The organism is Myroides fluvii (assembly GCF_009792295.1).
Taxonomy (GTDB): domain Bacteria; phylum Bacteroidota; class Bacteroidia; order Flavobacteriales; family Flavobacteriaceae; genus Flavobacterium; species Flavobacterium fluvii_A.
The window spans coordinates 2,863,312-2,884,711 of sequence record NZ_CP039934.1; the positions used below are offsets into that span (position 1 = coordinate 2,863,312).

The following is a 21,400-nucleotide window of genomic DNA, read 5'->3' on the forward strand; positions in this document are numbered from 1 at the left end:
GAGTGCTAATTACTGTTAAGAACCATAAAAAAAAGCCCTTCGCGAGAAGGGCTTTAGTAGTCTATTATTTAGCGTTATTTGCTTCAATCCATTGACGAGCATTAACAAAAGCTTCCATCCATGGAGAAACTTCGTCTTTGCGTCCTTCTGGGTAATTCGCCCAATGCCATTGGAATAATGAACGCTCAATGTGTGGCATCATCACCAAGTGGCGACCTGTATTGTCACACATCATCGCTGTATTGTAATCCGAACCATTTGGATTCGCAGGATAGCTATCATACGCGTATTTGGCTACGATATTGTAGTTGCTTTCCGCTTCTGGTAAATTGAATTTACCTTCACCATGTGAAATCCAAACCCCTAACGTACTACCTGCTAATGTAGATAGCATAATGGAGTTGTTCTCTTGAATAGTTACTGAAGTAAAGTTGCTTTCGTGTTTTTGAGAATCGTTGTGTAACATTTTTCCGTGAACAGCATGCTCAGGATTGATCAACTCCAATTCCATAAACAATTGACAACCATTACAAATACCAACAGATAGTGTATCTTGACGTGCAAAGAAGTTTTTCAAGGCTGTATTAGCTTTCTCATTGTACATGAAAGCACCTGCCCATCCTTTAGCCGATCCCAATACGTCTGAGTTAGAGAAACCTCCAACTGCTCCGATGAATTGAATATCTTCTAATGTTTCTCTACCTGAAATTAAATCCGTCATGTGAACGTCTTTAACATCAAATCCAGCTAAGAACATCGCATTGGCAACCTCTCTTTCTGAGTTACTTCCCTTTTCGCGGATAATTGCCGCTTTTGGACGTGGTTTAGACGCATCAAGAGCGGGTTTCTTTCCGTCAAATTGTGCTGGGAAAGCAAATTGTAACGGTTGGTTTTTATAGTTGTTAAAACGATCTGTCGCTTTGTTGTTTTTCGTTTGTTTTTGATCCAATAAATACGAAGTCTTATACCACGTATCGCGGATGGCTGGAACACTATAGCTAAAGCTGTCATTTCCGTTTTGGAAAGACACGGTTTCTTCAGCTAAAACCGTTCCGATTTTAGTAGCTTCAACACCTGCTGCTTGTAGCGTTTTTTCAAACGTCTCGTCGTTTTGTGCTTGAATGACTAAACCGATGTTTTCGTTAAAAAGAACTTTTACTGTATCCTGCTCATTTAAAGCTGTTAAATCATAACGCGCTCCTAAGTTGATATCTGCAAAAGTCATCTCTAAAAGGGTTGTGATTAAACCACCACTTCCAATATCGTGACCTGCTGCAATTTGGTTGTTTTCTACTAATCCTTGAACGGCATTGAATGCTTTTTTGAAATAGGCTGCATCTTGAATTGTCGGTACTTCTTGTCCGATTTTGTTTAAAATCTGAGCAAAAGAAGAACCACCTAATTTAAAGCTGTCTTGTGATAGGCGAATATAGTAAATAGAACCGGCATTTTTCTTTAAAGTAGGCTCTACGATTTTGGTAATATCTGTACAGTTAGCTGCCGCAGAAATAATAACCGTTCCAGGAGCAATTACCTCGTCATTCGGGTATTTTTGCTTCATAGAAAGGGAGTCTTTTCCTGTAGGGATATTGATTCCCAGTTCAATAGCGAAATCTGAACACGCTTGAACTGCTTCGTATAAACGAGCGTCTTCTCCAGGGTTATTACATGCCCACATCCAGTTTGCAGATAAGGAAATCCCTTTCATTTGCTCTTTTAATGGTGCCCAAACAATGTTGGATAACGCTTCAGCAATGGCATTTCTACTTCCAGCAGTAGGGTCAACCAAAGCCACAACAGGAGCATGTCCTACTGTGGTAGCGATTCCTTCTTTTCCTTTGTAATCTAAGGCCATAGCACCTAAGTTGTTCAAAGGCAATTGTAAAGGACCTGTACATTGTTGTTTGGCCACTCGACCTCCCACACAACGGTCTACTTTATTGGTTAACCAATCTTTAGAAGCAACTGCTTCTAGTTGCAACAATTGGTTTAAGTAATCGTCTACTTTTTCAACCGAATAATCTAAATCAGCATACACACGGGCAATCGTTTGATCGGCCATGATGGTTTTTGGAGAGCTACCGAACATTTCTTCAATAGCGAAATCCATTGGTTTAGCTCCTGTTTTTGCTGATTCAATGGTAAAGCGGTGATCATTGGTAATTTCACCTACGGCATACATTGGTGCGCGTTCTCTTTCAGCAATGCGCGCTAAGGTATCCATGTCTTTCTTGCCAATAACCAATCCCATACGCTCTTGAGATTCGTTTCCGATTGTTTCTTTAGCAGAAAGTGTTGGGTCTCCAATAGGAAGTTGATCCAAATTGATGTGCCCCCCTGTTTCCTCTACTAATTCAGACAAACAGTTTAAGTGTCCACCCGCACCGTGATCGTGAATCGATACAATAGGGTTGTGGTCTGCTTCAACTAATCCGCGAATTGCATTTGCTGCGCGTTTTTGCATCTCAGGGTTAGAACGTTGAATGGCATTTAATTCGATTCCCGAACCAAAAGCTCCTGTATTTGAAGAAGAAACAGCTGCTCCTCCCATACCAATACGGTAGTTTTCACCTCCTAAGATTACTACTTGGTCTCCTTGCGCTGGTTTGTGTTTTATTGCTTGGTCTAACTTTCCATATCCGATACCACCCGCTTGCATGATTACTTTGTCGAAACCAAGCTTGCGTGCCTCTTCTTCATGTTCAAAAGTTAGAATAGACCCCGTAATTAACGGTTGTCCGAATTTATTTCCAAAATCAGAAGCCCCATTTGAAGCTTTGATTAAAATATCAATAGGGGTTTGGTATAACCACGCTCTTTCATCCATGGCCTTCTCCCAAGGACGGTTTTCTTCTAAACGAGAGTACGAAGTCATGTAAATCGCTGTTCCTGCTAAAGGCAATGATCCTTGCCCTCCAGCTAAACGGTCGCGAATTTCCCCTCCAGAACCTGTAGCTGCACCGTTAAAAGGCTCTACGGTTGTAGGGAAGTTATGCGTCTCTGCTTTTAGTGAAATCACTGAATCAAACTCTTTTTCTGCATAAAAATCAGGTTTGTCAGCAGATAATGGCGCGAATTGTGTAACACGTGGCCCTTTTACAAAAGCAACGTTATCTTTATAAGCCGAAACAATATCATTCGGATTGGTCTCGGATGTTTTCTTAATTAATTTGAATAAAGACGTTGGTTTCTCTTCACCATCAATAACAAACGTTCCATTGAAAATCTTATGACGGCAGTGTTCTGAGTTTACTTGAGAAAAACCAAAAACTTCTGAATCTGTAAGTTTACGGTCAATTTTAGTTGCTAAATCTTCTAAATAACCAATCTCTTCTTCGTTTAGTGCTAATCCCTCTTCTTGGTTGTATTTCGCAATATCGTCAATGTAAATAATCGGTTCTGGTTGAATGTTAATCGCAAATATATCTTGGTTTAACGATTCAAACACTTGTGACAACATTGGGTCAAATTCTTGCTGATTCGCTTCGAAAAATTCTTCAATGCGAGCAATTCCAAGAATCCCCATGTTTTGTGTAATTTCAACCGCATTTGTACTCCAAGGCGTAATCATGGTTGCGCGAGGACCAATAAATGATTTGTCAATTACTTTTTGATCGAGGTGCGTTGCATTGCCAAAAAGCCAGTTTAGTTTTTGAATATCTTCAATAGATAAAATGTTCTCCACCTGTACAGCGTAGAACTTTTTCGAAGGGTTTTCGAAGAAATAAATCATTGCGATAAGATTATTTTAGTTGTTGTTGTAAGATGCAAAAATATACTAAAAAAAGACAATTAAAAAATTATTCTTTTGTAGTTTCAATATGTTGATAAGCACCCAAATCTGCTGATTTACTACGGTCTTTTCCGTCGATATCTCGAGCAATAGTACGGGCAATTTCAGCATCTCCCTTGCCAATTAACTGTGTCATTTGACTAGAATAGTGAAATTCGTTCTTTTTTGGATTTTTAAAATCTATCGTTGCTAGTGTAGGAGTATCCAATAAAATCGTGTTTTTGTACATCGATTCATTGGCGTAATTGTAAATCTCAATCGTCTTGTTTCGCTTACTTGTATCTTTAAAAGCAGTAGATTGAAAATGAATATTCGCGTTGTCTTTCGTTTCGAAGAGGAAACTTTGCGCTATTGAGGTGTGTAAAATACTGTTTTGAATCGTCAAGTGTTCAAAAGGAGTTGCCGTGGCGTTTGCAACAAGCAGTGCCGTTTGATCTGGACGGAGTCCCGTATTGCTAAAGGTACAATGTTGAAAGGTGTAATCTCCGCCATTGCGCAAAACAACTGTTGCATTTTGCGTGTGTGCTGCAATGATGTTTTGTCCTACTACTTTAGAGTTGCTTGCATATAATGCAGAGTAAAGGTGATTGAATAATTTGGTATTTCGGATGGTAAAATCCGTTGCATTTTCAAGGTATAAGCCAATCTTTGCCTGTTCAATCGTCACGTGATTCAGTATGCTAGTACTAGGGTTTTGCATGCGAATACCCGACCATTGCCCAGCGGTATAAGCATAAGCAGGTTCCAAGCGATTACCGCGCAGTAGAATCGGTTGATCTAAGGTGCCTTCTGCGTCTATTGCACTACCAGGTAAACCAATTATTCCAGAATTTTCGTGAAAGTAAATTTGCGTGCCTCGCTGTAAGGTTAAGATTTTGTTTTCGGGAATAATCGCATAACCATAGATCACGTAAGGTTTTGTATCATTCATCGTTAGTGAATTCGCAGCATGAACCTCCAAATCACCGAAATAAAAGCCATCAACCGTTGTTTTGTCGTCCAGTTGAACCGTGTGTAATACCTGTTTTCCTCCTTTGCCTGGATGTAAAAAATAAGCATCCTTGATTAACGTTACCAGTTCAATACTTTGGGGTTGGCTATTGCCCAAGAGGCGAATTTGATCGACATAAATGAAATCTTTGGCTTGTGTATCTGCTTTACCCAGGGTGTGAACAAAAACGTATAAGCTGTCTTTAGCAAGAAGCTCTATATTGGTAAATTTCTTAGCAGAGACACCCTCAATTAATAAATTGAAATACGATTGCTCGCCTTTGCCTAAGGTTAATTGTGGAATTTTAATGTTTTTATTACTCGTATTGTAGATTTTTACCAGATGAGAACTTGATTGTGTTTCAGTAAAAACAGGATCAAGATAGACCGTATCTGCAGAAAAACGCAACGGTTGGGTATAGGGTTCAAAATCCAAATCTGTTCGGCAACTGACAAGGCTGAACAAGGCGATAAAGAACATCATTAACCGAAGTGTATTCATAACTGCTTTTTGGGGTAAATGTAATAAATTAAACGAAACAAGAGCGGGATTATTTGTCAATGTTATTTCTTAGCATCCAGAGCTTTACGTAACGTAAAAACGTCGCATAAGCATTTAGAGAGGAAAGAATTAAACCGGGTACACCATCGCGAAACCCTTGTTTTAATAGATAGTGTTTGAGGAAGCGAAGGCCGGGTTTTATGATGAAATGATATCCTGTTATTTTTCCCGTTTTTTGATTGTAATCCTCTGCCTGTAAACTAGCATATTTACTTAGTTTGGCAATGTGAAAATCAAATCCCCTATAGGTGTTGTGATACAATTTAGCAGATAAAAAACCGAGGGTTCCCTTTACCTGTAAACACTCGTGAACGCGATTGGTATAACGAGACACGTCTTTTTTAAACAGGCGAATTACCTTGTCCTTTTGATAGCCTGAAAATTTAATTTCACGGTTAAAAAAGAAATTTTTACGATACACCCAATAAGCGTCGTGTTCGTTTAGTTTATCCTCCTCAATCAACCTTCTTATTTCTTGTTCAAGTTCTGGAGTTAGCTGCTCATCAGCATCAAGTAGGAGAATCCAGTCACTTGGCATTTGCTCAATCGCCCAATTCTTTTGATCGGAGTAATTGTCAAATTTACGCCACAGTACAGTTGCACCAAGTTCTTGGGCAAGTTCTACTGTTTTATCTGTACTGAATGAATCTACAATATATACTTCGTCCACTATATTCTTAGCAGATAAAATACAGGCTCTAATGTTGGACTCTTCATTCTTTGTGGGAACTAAAAGAGTGATCTTCTTTTTCATAATTAAGTAAAAGCAATTTAGTTTGTTTTCTAAAGAAAGCGCTTTTAGTTTTTAGATTTATGTAAGCGAATGAGCTTTACATATTTTATAAACGAAAAGAACGATTGTATTATTGCAAAAGCTAAGCCATCAATTCCGTTTAACACTCCTTTTTTAAAAAAATAGCATCTTATAAAAGCTACTGTTCCATTTAAAATGGGCTTAAAAGAGGATACTTTTTTTCCTTTTTCAAATAGTTGTTGCGCTGCCCACGTAGAGTATTGATTCTTTTTATCAATCACTTGCTTGTAATTTTGCCAACCATAATGTAAAATGTGTACGTTGACGCTTTTTTCATTCGTAGTTACAATGTATTGATGGGTGATGTCTGCAGAAGGACCCGCCGTTTTTTTATTGAAAAAACGAACTTTTGAATCGGGATACCAACCTGAAAAATCAATTAATTTATCGCCTAAAAAGTTTTTAACTCTAAATTTAAAACCATCAAAAGGGCTATTTTCATATCCTTTCTTTTGGATAAAAGCAAGTGCATCTGTATCTAAGAACTCATCCGCATCTAGATTCATAATCCAATCGTGTTTACAAAATTGTAAACCATGGGTGCGTTGCGGTCCATCTCCTAAAAATGCTTGAAGGTAGACTTTCGCCCCTCTGCTTTCTGCAAGAGCTACTGTATTGTCAGTACTGTTAGAATCGATAATAATAACTTCGTCACAGTATTGAAATAAAGCATCGATGCATTTTTCTATATTTTTCTCTTCATTAAATGTAATTACTAATCCACTGATTGCCATGGTATGTTATATTTTGTAACGGGTCAATTTAAATGAGTTCTCTTTCTCGTGTAAAGATGCTAAAATTATAGCTTTTTTTTAACAACTAGTTGATTGTTTTTTACACGAGAATTAAAAGTTTGGATATAGGCTTTTAAAAAGCGTTCCATTTCTTCTACTTTAGCTGGATCTTTTCCTAGAAGATTGTCTTTTAATTCAGGATCGATTTTCCAGTTGTAAAGTCCTAAACTCTTTGTCCCATCAAAAGCCAGGTAGTAATCGCCTTCTTCATAGTTGTAAATATTGTTCAAATAGCTAATAGCAAAGTCTTGATCAGATTGATAGGATTTTCCAAAGGAAACTAGTTGAGTATTGATTTTCAAATAGTCCATTAAACTGGGTAAAATATCAATTTGCTGGAAATTTTTTTCAATTTTTGCCACGGGTAAGCTTGTATCTCCAGGAGCAAAGAATAAAATGGGGATTCTAAATTTTCCCACATTGGTTTTCCATTTTTCTATCTGTCCATCAGAAGAGGTGTGATCCGCTACGACAATAAAGAGCGTATTCTTATACCAAGCTTTGGTTTGAGCTGTTTTAAAAAATTGCTCCAAAGCATAATCAGCATAGGCAATGGATTCGTGTATCGCCCCTGTTCCTTTTGGAAATTTACCTTTGTGTTTTTCGGGAATTGTATAAGGATTATGGGACGAGATGGTAAATAAAGTAGAGAAAAAAGGAGCTTTAAATCCATCTAATTTACCAGCAAAAAACTGTAAAAATTCTTCGTCAAAAATACCCCAAGAACCGTCAAAGGCTTCTGGTCCTTCATATTCATTTTTTCCGTAATATTCTTTAAATCCCGCTACATTTGCATATTGATCAAAGTTTTGACTTCCGTTAAAAGCTCCGTGAAAGAAGGCCGTGTGATAACCGTTGTCGTTGAGTATTTTGGGTAGAGGATAAACGTCGTTTAAGGCATAACTCGAGGTAATATATGTGCGATCCATTAAACTTGGAATACTGGAAATAGAAGAGGGAACCGCGTCAATTGACACTTTTCCATTGGCAAATCCATGTTCAAAGAAATAGCTGTTTTGCGCCAATGAATCCATAAAAGGAGTTAGTCCAATATGCATATTCTCTCGTCCAAAGCTTTCAACAATTAATAAAACCACATTCTTCTTGTTGATCGAGTCATAGTGGAAAACTTGAACAGGATTGAAAATCTGTACTAATTCTTCTTCACTGTAAAAATTATAATCAGGTAGAGTTTCCTTTTTACCCATGGTCTTTAATACAGAAAAGGGGGTGTTTAATACTAAGGCCGTGTTTTTGAGGCCTCCATAACCAGCGGCATCAACCAAGCGAATGGGTTTGGGTTGAAAACCACCACGCCCTAAAACGAGTAGAATTCCCACCACCAACACTGTTACAATGGCTTGTGGAAAATTAAAACGAGAATCGTATATTTTATAATCTATTTTTCTGTAAATCAACCAGAAGAAAACGAAAGATCCCAACATAAAAAGAGGAATCCACCAATAGTCAACGATGAAGTTTTTTAGCAAACCCGGCAATTCATTTTCCATGCCTGACGCTGTAAGAAAAGCATACGAACTTCGTCTGCCAATAAAGCGAAAGTATTCGTAATCAACGAAATTTAGACATAGAATAAAGATATTGACGAGGTAAAAACTGTAGAATAAAAACGCCTGATATCCTTTTTTCGTTTGAAACTTGCCTGGCCATAGGTGTAAAAGGGCAAAAAGAAGATTGATAAAACCCAATGCAGCTAAGTCAAAGCGCATTCCGCCCCAAATTACTTTGGCGTCAAAAGGGTCTAATAGATGACCATTATACCAATAAAAGCCGAATCTACACAATTGATAGAAAGCAAAAATAAGCAAGAAGCGCAACGTGAAAATCTTGGTGTTTTTAGAAAATAGTTTAGTCATAACGTAATCGTGTGATTTTAAACCTAAATTACCACAGTCCAAAGCTGAACTGTGGTAATTGTATTAGGGGTGTTGTGTTGAATTAAACCGCAACATTGTATTCTCTCAAAGCATCGTTTAACGATGTTTTTAAATCCGTAGAAGGTTTTCGTTTTCCAATAATTAAAGCACAAGGTACTTGGTATTCACCTGCTGGGAATTGTTTGGTATAGGATCCGGGAATAACAACGGAACGTTCTGGCACGTAACCTTTGATTTCTACGGGATTTTCTCCTGTTACATCGATAATTTTGGTTGAGGCAGTTAAGACCACATTAGCGCCTAAAACGGCTTCTTTTCCCACGCGAACACCTTCAACAACAATACAACGTGAGCCGATAAAGGCGTGATCTTCGATAATCACAGGGGCGGCTTGTAAAGGCTCTAAAACACCGCCAATACCCACTCCTCCTGAAAGGTGAACGTGTTTGCCAATTTGTGCACAAGAACCAACAGTTGCCCATGTATCAACCATCGTTCCTTCATCGACATAGGCACCAATATTTACATATGAAGGCATGAGAATTACACCTGATGAAATATATGCCCCATGACGCGCTACGGCATTAGGCACTACGCGAATGCCTTTTTCTGCATAATGCGTTTTCAAAGGCATCTTATCGTGGTATTCGAAAATTCCCACCTCAAAAGTTTCCATTTTTTGAATGGGAAAATAGAGTACTACGGCTTTTTTTACCCACTCATTTACTTGCCATCCCTCTGATGTTGGTTCCGCAACGCGCAGTTTACCTTGGTCAATGGATGCAATGACTTCGCGAATTGCACTTTGTGTATCTTGATTTTGAAGCAATGAACGATCATTCCATGCGTGTTCAATAATTTGTTGTAGATGATTCATCATGCGCTTTTTTAGATTAAAATTGGTTTGGCGTATCTCGAAACAATCACTTGTACAAGGCGTTTCTCAACAGGTAATTGCCTTGCTGTTCTCGTAAGAGAAGCATCCTCGTACACGAATCGTATAGTCGTGTTTACATCTTGTTTATGTATCGAAAAAACAGCTACAAATATAAGTATAAAAGTTTAGAAAAGATTGGTGGAATAGCGGGAAATCTAGCAATAAAGAAAGGGGAAAAGAAAGGAAAACAGTTTTTAATTTCAATTTATTTCGTCGTTTGCGTATGAAAATGAGGGGACCTATTTTTTTTACTTGTACTTTTGTAAAAAAATGTTAAAATAAGAGAAAAAGCGTATGCAAGTAAAAAAAATAGGTTTGGGAGTAGTGCTTTTACTGCTGCTGGGGTATGTGTTTATTTGGTGTAAGTATGATTGGATGTATGAAGAATACAATCCAGAAAAAATGGAGATGCTATTTGAAGCTAAAAAAATGCGCGCTCCTGTTTATGATACGGTTGTAATCAACAAGTTTAAAATTGGCTATTTGAGTAATAAGCGACATAATTATGTTGAAGGATACGATTATTTGGGAGGTATTCGAAATCCATATCTCCTATTAATTCCTGAGAATGGGGCTTCTATTACCAGTCTGTTGCCCTATTTTATGGACGAAGCACTCAATAAAAAGTTTCATATTATTGCGATTGATCGCATTGGTTTTGGCGGAAGTAAAGTCGAAAAAAATGAGGAAGGAAAACCTTTTGGACACTATGATAACAGGGCTTCTTTCGAAGAAAATGCACTGTATACTTTATTAATGATGCCGAAGTATATTGCCAAAATAGAGGGGAATCACCTCGATGAAGTACGCGTTGTTTTTAGTGGAAAAACGGCTGTTACGGGTTTGGGAACAGCGTATGATATGTCGATGACTTCAGAAAAGATTTTCTTACTCAATGCGGACTTAGAAGAGCGATTCTTTTGGACTATTGGCTATAGTCGCTTTGTAATAAGTGGTATCGGAAGACTGATCTTTCCTGAAAATTACGTGAGTAAACACCAAGATTTAGGTATTGCTGATCAAGCGAAAACCAAGTATATGGAGCATTGGGTTGAATCAGTCAAATACGCAGAAGATGAAGAGAATCAGAAGGAATACAGCATGTATAAAGGAGCTTCACAAGGCAAAAAAGCTAAATGGCTCTTCTTTGCTGGATTGGGAGTATCGGATAAGAAGAAGGTAGATGCGTTTACAGGAGGTGATAATTTTGTGTTTTACGAAGAGGCTGTTGAGCTGAACGATAGTAAACAAGTACTTGAATTGTTGCGTAAAGCGGATTTCTATACCTTGGGGTTTAATCAGTTAAGTAAATCGAGGTATTTAAATGTGAACGAAGAGTAGTTCGTTGATGGCGTATCGTATAAAGAAAAAGGTGTCGTAAAAAAGACGCATAAAAAAAAGGATAAATTTGAATATTTATCCTTTTTTTTATAAACTATTTTGAGTCTTTTTTTCAAATGTAATATCCTAACCTACTGATGAAAGCTTATTTTCCCGCCAATTGATCTTTGTAAATTTTACCGTCTTTGATAATCAAAAGTAAATTGGTTGTAGGATCACCAATAATGCTGATATCTTCTAGAGGACTCTTGTCAAACAACAAAATATCTGCATAAGCACCTTCTGCTAAGGTTCCTAAATCTGCGGGATAAGGATTTCTTGGTCCGCTCATTTTTAATAATTGCGCATTGTCGTACGTAATCATTTTCAAAATTTCAAAGTTGCTAAACCACTGTTGTAAGTTAACAACCAATTCATTTTGTCTCAATGGATTTTTTGGAGGAGCTACTAAATCAGTACCGAAAGCAACTTTTACTTTGTGTTTTTTTGCCCACGTATATACATTTTCAGTTCCTGTTCCCACTAATCTCTTATTGGCAGCTTGCTCAGGATTTGTATAAGCACTTGCGTCTAAATCAAAAGGTTGCATACTTAACCATAGATTTTTTTCTGCCATCAATTTGATGGTTGATTCATCGAGTAAATGTCCGTGATCAATACACTTAACACCTGCATCTATCGCTTGACGCACTGCTTTCGGTGTATAGGCATGAACCGTAACATAGGTACCCCAGTTTTCTGCCGCCTCTACTGCTGCTTTGATTTCTTTCGTTGTATATTGTGTTGCATCTAATGGATCATAAATAGTAGCAACACCACCTCCAGCCATTACTTTTAACTGTGATGCTCCTTTTCTTAACTGCTCTCTGGCTGCAACGGTTACTTCTTGTTCGCCATCTGCAATAACACTTCCTCCTAATACTTGAAATCGCGGGGGGGTGTGATCAATCATTCGAGGTTCAGACCAAGGGAAACTCGCATCTCCATGTCCTCCTGTTTGTGAAATCATCGCTTCACTTGGGTAGATTCGAGGCCCTTTATTGATGCCGTAATCATTCGCTTGCTTAATACCCATGACATGGCCACCCAAATCGCGTACGGTTGTAAATCCGCGTTGTAAGGTGTTTTCTGATTCTTTTGCGGCATTGATAAATAAGAAACTTTCATCGCCCAACATAATCGCTTGATTGGAGTTGGCCGCTAAAAAAGAATGCCAATGCGCATCAATCATACCTGGCATCACAAACTTTCCTTGTCCATCAATTACTTTTGCGTTTTCAAGATCTGAGGCCAATACCTCACCAGCTGTTATTTTTACAATCTTGTTCTTCTCAATAACAAGAGAACCTTTTTGGGTTTTACTGTCTTTTCCATTAAAAATTTCTACATTTTTAAGTACAATTTTACTTTGAGCAAAACCAGTTGCTGCAAAACAAAGTGAACCAATAAGAAAACTAATTTTTAGAAAATGCTTTATCATAAATAGGTTTTTATGGTAAATATACACTTATAATTTTTTGAACTCCCCTTTTTTTAGACTAAAATGTCTTATTTTTTCATATTTAGCTCTTTTTTAATAAAAATCTAAAACTAGCGATGAATCAACTAAAAAGGAGAAAAATAAAAGCGTTTTTTCGCTTATTTAGGTTTGCATCTTACTTGGGTAACCTTTGGTAAAAAGATTCTTTTTTTGGGCGGTATACCAAAGGATGTTGAAGGCAATTTGAAAGCCAATTACTGCGCGCTATTTTGGAAGTAAAGTAGCCCGATCAATTGCAATGTGGGTCAACTTGTGTAGCTTTGTATAAAGATCAGTATACCATGGAAAAAAGATATTTAATATACGGGATAAGTAAAGGATTAGGACGTGCAATTGCACATTGTATTCCGCAATCAACTGATGTGGTACTAGGCGTATCTCGATCTAAACCAATCGATGCCAAAGAAAATATGGTTTGGGTACAAGCCGATTTAGCACAACCAAAAGCATCTGTACAAGCCGTGCAAGCCGTTGTTCAAGATAAACCCTTGGATTATTTAATTTACAATGTAGGTATATGGGAACAAGAAGCATTTGCAGATACCTATGATTTTGAACAATCTTCAGAAGAAGAAATCATGCAAATCATACAAACGAATGTAACCTCTTGTATTTTGGCATTGAAGGCCTGTATTCAAAACCTGAAACACAGTGAAAATGCTAAAATAATTCTGATTGGCTCTACTTGGGGATTGGAGAATCACAAAGGGAAAGAAGTCGCTTTTTCAGCATCTAAATTTGCTTTACGCGGCGTAGTTCACGCTTTAAGAGAGACCGTAAGGGAACACGCCATTGGCATAAGTATTCTGAATTTGGGGTATTTGGCAACGGAATACGATTATACCGTCGCAGCAGATAAAGTAATCCAAGAAACGCAAGGAACTTTAATACCAATAGCAGATGTATTAGGAGCTATTCGATTTATTTTGAATACAAGTTCCGCTACATGTGTGAAAGAAATTGATATGCCAGCGATGCAAGATTTTAACATGTAAATGCGACTTGTAATACAGAACTAATTGTATCTTACACTGAATTAAAAGGAAAGTGATGTTTAGTAAACAAACCTATAGCAATAGAAGAGCCGTTCTAGCCGAAACAATCGGAGCAAAGGGAATTATCTTGTTTCTAGGAAATCGAGAGAATCCAATAAATTTTGAAGATAATACGTCTTCTTTTCGACAAGATAGTACGTTTTTATACTATTTTGGAATCCAACAGCCCCATTTAGCGGCTATTATGGATCTGGATGAAAATAGAACGATTGTCTTTGGAGATGAAATGTCCATAGACGCCTTGGTTTGGATGGGAAGACAAGAAACACTAAAGGCAAAATGTGAAAAAGCAGGTGTTGTTGAAACCCGCCCGTATGCAGAATTAGCTATTTATCTCACTACAGCAAGGAGTGCGAAGCGCACGATTCACTATTTGCCTCCGTATCAACCAAGCAATAAGATTTTACTGGGTGAATTGTTACAGCTTACTTTGGTGGAATTAAAGCCTTCTGTTGCCTTTATTCAGGCCGTTGTTGCACAAAGAGAAAAGAAAGAAGAGCAGGAGATTAGTGAAATCGAAAAAGCACTGACTATTTCTACTAAAATGCACCTGGCCGCCATGCGTATGGCTAAGCCAGGCATGAAAGAATATGAAATTGCAGCAGCAATCCAATACCTTGCCGCTCAAGAGGCTTGTGAATTAGCTTATCCATCTATTGTAACCATTAATGGAGGAATATTACATAATCATTATAGAGGAAATACCCTTCAATCTGGGCAGTTGGTACTGAATGATTCAGGTTGTGAAACACCCATGGGATACGCCTCGGATTTAACCCGTACTTTTCCAGTAGATAAAACATTTACTTCAGAACAACGCGATCTATATGAAGTTGTTTTAACGGCATTTGAAGGAGCAAAAAACAAGTTGAATGCAGGAGTGAAGTTTAAAGAGGTGCATTTGCATGCTGCCTTGTTACTTTCTCAAGGATTAATTGACTTAGGTTTGATGAAAGGCAATGCAACGGATGCTGTAGAAGCCCATGCCCATACGATGTTTTTTCAATGTGGTTTAGGGCATATGATGGGATTGGATGTACACGATATGGAAGATTTAGGAGAACAGTACGTTGGTTATACAGCAGAAGAACCGAAAGAAACCCAGTTGTTTGGATTAAAATCACTGCGTTTAGGGAAAACATTAGCAGCAGGTCATGTAGTTACTGTTGAACCAGGAATCTATTTTATTCCAGAACTAATTGAACGTTGGGAAGCTGAGAAAAAATATATCGATTTCATCAATTATGAAAAGTTGAATACATACAAGAATTTTGGTGGAATTCGAATTGAAGATAATTTCCTTATCCAAGAAAATGGATACCGTCAATTGGGACCTGACTTAATTCGCACCGTAGCGGAAATTGAAGCCTTTCGAAAGGATTCGGTGTAAAACGTCTAACGGATGGGAAAATAAAAATAACCTAAAAACAGAAAGCCAGCATTAAAACGCTGGCTTTCTGTTTTTAGGTTATTGATTTTCTTTGTTTGATGCTGTCATTTTGATAGAAAACTGCATCAAGGCAGCTAGAATAACGAATATGCTAATACTTCCAACAAGTAAAGCGGTTTCTTTTAATTCCAATAAGAAATAAAGTAAAGCATATAACAAGAATAACAAACCAAATATAGTAGAGGTACTGTTTTTATCTTTTGAAATTTTCCAAGTAAAACTGACAATGAGGAGAATCGTTGCACAGGATGAAATCACATAAGAAAGGGTAAATCCTACATATTCAGCAAAAGAAAGTAATAAAATATAGTTTAAGAAAATAGCAAACCCAATTAAAGCATATTGAATCAAGTTGATTTTGAGGTTTTTAATGTTTTCTAAAAAGTAGAATACGATAAAGGTCAACCCAATAAATAATAAAGCATATTTGATGGAACGATCTACTTTAGTATAGAAATCATTGAGCTCTAAAAATTCAATTCCGAAGGTATAGTTTTCCAACGCTACACCGTCAATTTTTGTTGTATTGATTGGTAAAGGTTGATAAATATTCCAGGCACTTGACGTGGCTTCTTTGTCTTGATCTGCTTGATCTGGAAGGTAATTTCCAATGTATTTCAAATCGTGATAATCACTACTTAAGTTTACTTTGGTACTTGTAGCATTCGCTAAGAACTTTAAATTCGCTGAGCCTTTGAGCTTTAATGGAAGTTTTATTCTCGTAGGTGTTTGCTCATCTTTGGTATATTCAATGCTCAGAAATGGAATTTTATAGAGAATAGAATTGTCATCTAAAGCAAAGGTTTTATTTGGTGAATCAGCTAACGATAATTCTTCTGAAAGCCCCTTTGTATCAGAAATGCCATAGATGATTTTCTTACTGATAACAAAAGCTTCGTCCTCAATATTTAGTGAAGCCAATAGTTTTTCCTGAGGGTCAAATTGAGCGTCAATTAACAGATCTGTATTAAATAAAGTAACGTGGTACAAGCTCCTTTTCTTCGTCGTAGTTGCCACATTACCGGTTATGGTTTGTAGCGTAGGAGAGAAGATGGCTTGCTTGCGTTGATAAAGCGTTTCTTGATGATCTCCTAAGGTTGGCGCTCGATATTCAATAAGTAAAAAAGGGCCATAGAGTGTTTGTTGGGCTCCCCATTTTTCAGATACTTCCCGAATAACGTCCGTTTGAAAGCGGGTGCGTTCTGAAATAATAGAACCAATAATCGGAATTAAAATGAGTAATCCCAATGATAACGCTGCAATAGCAATCCCTTTAAAAAGGTGTTTTTTTGTTTCTTTTTCCATGTGTTCTTGTTTTTAAAAGTACTTTGTTTTTCAAAGTAAAAGGGTAAAAAAAATTATTTTAATGTTTTGATTAAATTTTCTAAATAGGCAAGGTGTTGTTTGAAGGCCAATTTACCTTCTACTGTAGCGCTGTAAACCGTATTTGTTTTACGACCAATAAATCCTTTATGTACGGTAATATACTGACTGTCTTCTAAATTTTTTAAATGCGAAGCCAAGTTGCCATCCGTCAGATCTAAAAATTCTTTTAAATCCTTGAAAGACAACGTTTCATTCACCATGAGTCCGCTCATGATTCCAACGCGAATGCGATTATCGAATACTTTATTTAATTTTTCAATATCAAATTTCATCCAAGACTACTTTAGTTCTTTATCGTATTTGTTCCAAAGGATAATACCATACAGCATGTGAATAACACCAAAGCCTAATGCCCAAAACAATAGACTGTAATCAACAAAGTAGAACGCCAATAAGCCAAGTAGTATTTCTAGTAAAGCCATGGTTTTAATCTCTTTTACCGTATCTTCTTGAATCGCATAAAGAGCCAGGCCGTAGAATAAGATGGTTGATGGTAACGTTAGGGGCAATAAAAATTTAGTGTAGAAAATAATACACAAAATACCGCCAATCACTAATGGAAAAGAAAAGCGAAGCAACAATCGCTTGGTTACTTTATTAAAAAAAGTAGCCCCTTGTTTTTTTGTCTTTTGAATGGTAAAATAAAGTCCTCCAGCCAATGCAACAACTAAAGTTATAAGTGCTAAGGCTAAAAGGTTAAAAGCATTGTAATTGGAATCTTCGGTATAATTGAAATCTACGCTCCAACGATATAAAATTCCGCTAGCCAATAAACCACATATCCCTACCCAGATGCCACTCCAACCACTTAAACTTAAAAATTTAGTGGAGCGCTCCATGATTGCCTTGATTTGTTGTAAATCTTCAATTGCTTTTGTGCTCATTTGTAAAGTACTTTGAAAAGCAAAGTTAAAAATATAAATGAAATAAAACACAAATTAAGAATAATAAATAAATTCAGTGTAAAAGGTTGATAATTTATTTAGCTGTATTGGGTTGTAAAATAAGAAGTTGTATTAAAAATAAAACCTGTTTTTTAGGGTTTTATATGAACAAAAAAACGGTTTTAGTTTAGGGGTTTTTAAACATATACTTTAAAAAAGAATAGGCTTTACGCTGTTTTGCATATAAGAGATTTGATTCATTGGCATAGGCTTCTCTTTCAAAAGAAATGGCGCGGTAGGCTTTTCTTTTATCTTTCAGTGCGCTAAGTCGAATGAGAAATTCTAGGCCATACCAAAGATAAAAAGGCAAAATAAGTAATTCAAGCTGTTGCTTGAGGTGAATGCGTTCGTGATGAACAAGAATAGGATCGTCGGCATAAGAAGCCGTTTTGTAGATAATAAATGGAAATAAGGTGATAGCGGCTATGTTTTTAGGTAGTCGTTTACAAATGAGTGTACGGTGTGGTTGCTTCATGTAGTAATCAAATAACAGAGAAGAAAATTACGCTTTTTTTCGTCCTCTTTTTAAAACAATTCGAGTACTTCTAATCTGGTCAACGGTATGATGACGTAAATACTCATGGTGTAAAAGCCAACCGCCAATTCCACCAAGTAAACTTCCGATGACAATATCGGTTAAACGCGCTTGTATTAAGTCGTTTGGCGAATGTATCAGCGGACTTCCTGTTTCGGCCAATAAAACGGTTAACACGGTAATGAATACTACAGCAATAGCATAATTTCTAGAAATAAAGATTTCGATAATAAACTGTAATAGCATAATACAAAGGCATAGGTATAAAGGTTCTTGAGAAATTGAAATAAGTATCCAACACAAACCTATTCCTATGAAGGTACCTGCAATGCGATGTAAGGCTCGTTGCCACACGTGGTAGAGCGAGACCCCTTGCATAATCGCTAAACAAGAAATCGGAATCCAATAGGGATTGTTGAAATGGAGTAAATGACCAAGGAGCAAAGACAAACTCATAAAAGCTCCTACAATAAGCGATCGGATAAAATAATCAACCTGTGTTTTGATTGGTACGGGTAAGATGATGCGTACCGGTGTTTTGGAAGTGTATTTTCTTCCTACAATAAAGCTGTAAATCAAAGCTAATGTACAAGCAAAAATGGTTCCTAAAACAAAATACCCAATTCGAGTGGCGATTGTATCAAAATCAAAAGGAGTATTACTCGCCATGGAAGCAATCATAATAAAGAAAAAACTTCCCGGTGGAGGCATAGCAAAATACAACGACAACCAATGTATTGCCGTAGCAAATAGACCAAAGACGATGGCGGAAATGACGAAGTTAAAACTAAAAATAACGCCTACAACAAACGAAAACATAAAGCCAAAGGAGCAAACCAACATAATAAACATCCGTTGGGGAGTGGGTAAGTTAGACGGTAAGTATAGAATCACTAGACCAGCCAAACAAGCGAGAAGCCCTGCTTGTAAATTGTCAAAATACCAACCCGTTAACAAGGGAACTCCAATGGCAAACATCGCCATAAAGGGAATATGCCATAAGCGATCACTGTGTTTGAGTTGAAATAAATTTTTACTTTCTTGTTTGACGAATTGAACGAAGAAGTTACTTGTCATGATTTAAATTGGTTTTTTCAGCTTATAATGAATAAACTGTACTGCATGGATTAGTAATGGCTTACATAAGAAGAAAAGACACTCATAATCAACTTTTAAGGTAGTGCAAAGATACGAATCAATTTGCAGTTTAAAAATAGAAGAAACAAGTAAAAGAGAGGACAAAAAGAGGGTAAAATGACGATGGCACAAGGCATAATCAAAAAAGGCTATCCCCTGAAGAATAACCTCTTTTATTGAAAAAGTAGTTGTTAGTTTTGGTGAAGCATTGATTTAAAATCGTTTAATCGCGCTTCAAATTCTAGCTGTAAATTGGCATTGACAATATTCCCTTCTTTAAAATTCTCTTGAAAACTAGGAAGAGAAAAGTTAGATGCAATATTTCCACCGAAGAAAGGAAAGATTGTTTTGGCTGATTCCATTACAAATTGTCCCCCTCTTGGCCCTGGAGAGGTAGAGAGTAGGAGCATTGGCTTCTGTTGAAATAAAGCTTTATCTGCACGAGATCCCCAATCAAAGATATTTTTAAAAGCGGTACTGAATGTGCCATTGTGTTCTGCTAATCCGATGATTAATGCATCGCTCTCTTTGAGTATTTGATTAAATGTCAACGCTTTTTCTGGAATACCTTTTTCATTTCGTTCAGGTGAATAAATAGGCATTTCAAAATCGTTTAAATCTAAAACTTGTATATCGTGTTCTTGTAGATTGCCTAAAGCGCTTTTTACCAATTCTAGGTTAATGGATTGCGTGCTATTTGTAGCAGCAAAGGCTGTAATTTTCATGGTTGAATCTTTGTTTTATTGTGATACAAAGGTAGGGGGTAAACCAGAAAAGTTGCTTAATCTAGGATAAGAAGCAGGGGTATTGTACGGATTAGCGTACTAGGAGTATAAAAAAAAACTGTGAAACGCTAGTTTCACAGTTTTTAAATATTATTTGTCGATAGAACCAAGTACGCGTTGCATAAAACTGTTTAAAGCTTCTTTTTGCGTAGCACCTTCTTTCATTAATTTCTGAACTTCTAGTGCCCCGTACATATTGGAGATTAATTCACCGATTACGTCTAATTCTTCATCTTTTAATGAAGGAACTTCCGTTAGGTTTTCCAATACTTCCAATGTTTCTATGATATAGTCTTGATCATTATCCTCAATAAATTGAGTCAAATGCTTGATAACTGGTAATTTCATGTGCTTTGTTTTTTAGAATTAAGCAATTTCTCCTACTAATTCGTGTAAAACTTCCGTTTTATTTGTTTGCGTTTGGTTTACTAATTGACCATTCACAAACGTAGCAAATGTTGGTAGGTTACTTACGTCCGCTAACTTTCTTGATTCAGGGAATTTCTCCGCATCTGCAATCACAAAGGTGATATTCTCTTTCTCTGTTGAAAGCTTTTTAAACTTCGGTTTCATAATTCTACAATTACCACACCATGTAGCTGAAAATTGAACAACTACTTTTTCGTTTTGACCTACAATTTCTTGTAAGTTATCTTGTTCTAATTCTAAAAGCATTTTTTTAAGTTTTTACGTTAGTATCTAATTAGTGTTTGCTTAAGTAATCAGCAACACCTTTTCTGTCCGCATTCATTGCATCTTTTCCTTCTTCCCAGTTTGCTGGACATACTTCACCATGTGTTTGAACGTGCGTGTAAGCGTCGATTAAACGTACATACTCGTTTACGTTTCTTCCTAATGGCATATCGTTTACTGACTCGTGGAAAATTTTTCCTGTCTCATCAATTAAATAAGTCGCTCTGTATGTAACGTTTGATCCTTCAATTTGAACTGAATCTAACTCCTCGTTGTATACTTCACTCTCTACGTCTAAGATTCCCAATACAGAAGATAAGTTTCTTTGTGTATCAGCAATAATAGGGTAAGTAACTCCTTCAATACCTCCGTTGTCTTTTGCTGTATTTAACCAAGCAAAGTGTACTTCGTTTGTATCACAAGATGCTCCAACTACCATAGTATTTCTTTTTTCAAATTCAGGAAGAGCCTCTTGGAAAGCATGTAATTCTGTTGGACATACGAAAGTGAAATCTTTTGGATACCAGAATAATAATACTTTTTTGTTATTTTTTGTTGCTTCTTCGAAAAGGTTGATTCTTAAATTATCACCCATTTCTGAAATTGCATCTACTGTAATGTTTGGAAACTTTTTACCTACTAAAGACATAATGTTTATTTTTTAAAAGTTAATATTTGTTTTTCCTTTCTTAATTTCTAATACAAAAGTAGCGCACAAATCTCGTATATACTATTATTTTTGATTA

At 36.7% G+C, this 21,400-nt stretch carries 19 protein-coding genes; 3 read left to right on the forward strand and 16 right to left on the reverse strand.

Annotation, left to right across the window (positions count from 1 at the left end; genetic code table 11):
- Positions 1 to 64: 64 nt before the first annotated feature.
- The 6 genes from purL to FBR08_RS12840 form a co-directional block, all read right to left on the reverse strand.
- The gene (gene purL / locus FBR08_RS12815; RefSeq protein WP_158963081.1) at positions 65 to 3,733 is read right to left on the reverse strand and encodes a phosphoribosylformylglycinamidine synthase; all 3,669 of its coding nucleotides are present in this window, start codon (positions 3,731 to 3,733) and stop codon (positions 65 to 67) included.
- Positions 3,734 to 3,800: 67 nt separating this feature from the next.
- The gene (locus FBR08_RS12820) at positions 3,801 to 5,285 is read right to left on the reverse strand and encodes a right-handed parallel beta-helix repeat-containing protein (RefSeq protein ID WP_158963082.1); all 1,485 of its coding nucleotides are present in this window, start codon (positions 5,283 to 5,285) and stop codon (positions 3,801 to 3,803) included.
- 49 nt (positions 5,286 to 5,334) lie between these two features.
- Positions 5,335 to 6,099, reverse strand: coding sequence for a glycosyltransferase family 2 protein (locus FBR08_RS12825; protein ID WP_158963083.1), 765 nt, complete (start codon positions 6,097 to 6,099; stop codon positions 5,335 to 5,337).
- Between the two features lie 44 nt (positions 6,100 to 6,143).
- Positions 6,144 to 6,893, reverse strand: coding sequence for a glycosyltransferase family 2 protein (locus FBR08_RS12830; RefSeq protein WP_158963084.1), 750 nt, complete (start codon positions 6,891 to 6,893; stop codon positions 6,144 to 6,146).
- 65 nt (positions 6,894 to 6,958) lie between these two features.
- Entirely contained in the window at positions 6,959 to 8,830 is a 1,872-nt protein-coding gene (locus FBR08_RS12835) for an LTA synthase family protein (RefSeq protein ID WP_158963085.1), read from the reverse strand.
- 82 nt (positions 8,831 to 8,912) lie between these two features.
- Entirely contained in the window at positions 8,913 to 9,728 is an 816-nt protein-coding gene (locus FBR08_RS12840) for a 2,3,4,5-tetrahydropyridine-2,6-dicarboxylate N-succinyltransferase (protein WP_158964295.1), read from the reverse strand.
- Positions 9,729 to 10,082: 354 nt separating this feature from the next.
- On the opposite strand from FBR08_RS12840, the gene FBR08_RS12845 reads away from it, so the two are divergent.
- Complete coding sequence (locus FBR08_RS12845) at positions 10,083 to 11,129, forward strand: hypothetical protein (protein WP_158963086.1); 1,047 nt, start codon at positions 10,083 to 10,085, stop codon at positions 11,127 to 11,129.
- A gap of 145 nt (positions 11,130 to 11,274) precedes the next feature.
- On the opposite strand, the gene FBR08_RS12850 is transcribed toward FBR08_RS12845, so the two are convergent.
- Complete coding sequence (locus FBR08_RS12850) at positions 11,275 to 12,609, reverse strand: metal-dependent hydrolase family protein (RefSeq protein ID WP_158963087.1); 1,335 nt, start codon at positions 12,607 to 12,609, stop codon at positions 11,275 to 11,277.
- Positions 12,610 to 12,950: 341 nt separating this feature from the next.
- Here FBR08_RS12850 and FBR08_RS12855 point away from each other — a divergent pair, with 341 nt between their 5' ends.
- On the forward strand, positions 12,951 to 13,664 hold the full coding sequence (locus tag FBR08_RS12855) for an SDR family oxidoreductase (protein WP_158963088.1): 714 nt from the start codon (positions 12,951 to 12,953) through the stop codon (positions 13,662 to 13,664).
- 55 nt (positions 13,665 to 13,719) lie between these two features.
- Positions 13,720 to 15,114 carry an aminopeptidase P family protein gene (locus tag FBR08_RS12860; protein WP_158963089.1) on the forward strand — a complete coding sequence of 465 codons (1,395 nt, stop codon included), beginning with the start codon at positions 13,720 to 13,722 and terminating at the stop codon, positions 15,112 to 15,114.
- A 78-nt stretch (positions 15,115 to 15,192) separates the two neighbouring features.
- On the opposite strand, the gene creD is transcribed toward FBR08_RS12860, so the two are convergent.
- The 9 genes from creD to FBR08_RS12905 all read right to left on the reverse strand — a co-directional run bounded on the left by creD (position 15,193) and on the right by FBR08_RS12905 (position 21,303).
- Positions 15,193 to 16,479: a cell envelope integrity protein CreD gene (creD, locus tag FBR08_RS12865; protein WP_158963090.1), complete on the reverse strand. Its 1,287-nt coding sequence runs from the start codon at positions 16,477 to 16,479 to the stop codon at positions 15,193 to 15,195.
- A gap of 53 nt (positions 16,480 to 16,532) precedes the next feature.
- Entirely contained in the window at positions 16,533 to 16,832 is a 300-nt protein-coding gene (locus FBR08_RS12870; protein WP_158963091.1) for a winged helix-turn-helix domain-containing protein, read from the reverse strand.
- 6 nt (positions 16,833 to 16,838) lie between these two features.
- A complete protein-coding gene (locus FBR08_RS12875) occupies positions 16,839 to 17,444 on the reverse strand; it encodes a hypothetical protein (protein ID WP_158963092.1) in 606 nt (201 codons plus the stop codon).
- Between the two features lie 187 nt (positions 17,445 to 17,631).
- Positions 17,632 to 17,979, reverse strand: a complete 348-nt coding sequence (locus FBR08_RS12880) for a hypothetical protein (RefSeq protein WP_158963093.1) — start codon at positions 17,977 to 17,979, stop codon at positions 17,632 to 17,634.
- Positions 17,980 to 18,006: 27 nt separating this feature from the next.
- Entirely contained in the window at positions 18,007 to 19,116 is a 1,110-nt protein-coding gene (locus FBR08_RS12885) for an FUSC family protein (protein ID WP_158963094.1), read from the reverse strand.
- A gap of 251 nt (positions 19,117 to 19,367) precedes the next feature.
- Positions 19,368 to 19,901, reverse strand: coding sequence for an NADPH-dependent FMN reductase (locus FBR08_RS12890; RefSeq protein ID WP_158963095.1), 534 nt, complete (start codon positions 19,899 to 19,901; stop codon positions 19,368 to 19,370).
- A 150-nt stretch (positions 19,902 to 20,051) separates the two neighbouring features.
- The gene (locus tag FBR08_RS12895; RefSeq protein ID WP_158963096.1) at positions 20,052 to 20,309 is read right to left on the reverse strand and encodes a DUF6952 family protein; all 258 of its coding nucleotides are present in this window, start codon (positions 20,307 to 20,309) and stop codon (positions 20,052 to 20,054) included.
- An 18-nt stretch (positions 20,310 to 20,327) separates the two neighbouring features.
- A complete protein-coding gene (locus tag FBR08_RS12900) occupies positions 20,328 to 20,636 on the reverse strand; it encodes a thioredoxin family protein (RefSeq protein WP_158963097.1) in 309 nt (102 codons plus the stop codon).
- 28 nt (positions 20,637 to 20,664) lie between these two features.
- Complete coding sequence (locus tag FBR08_RS12905) at positions 20,665 to 21,303, reverse strand: peroxiredoxin (protein ID WP_158963098.1); 639 nt, start codon at positions 21,301 to 21,303, stop codon at positions 20,665 to 20,667.
- Positions 21,304 to 21,400: the final 97 nt, after the last annotated feature.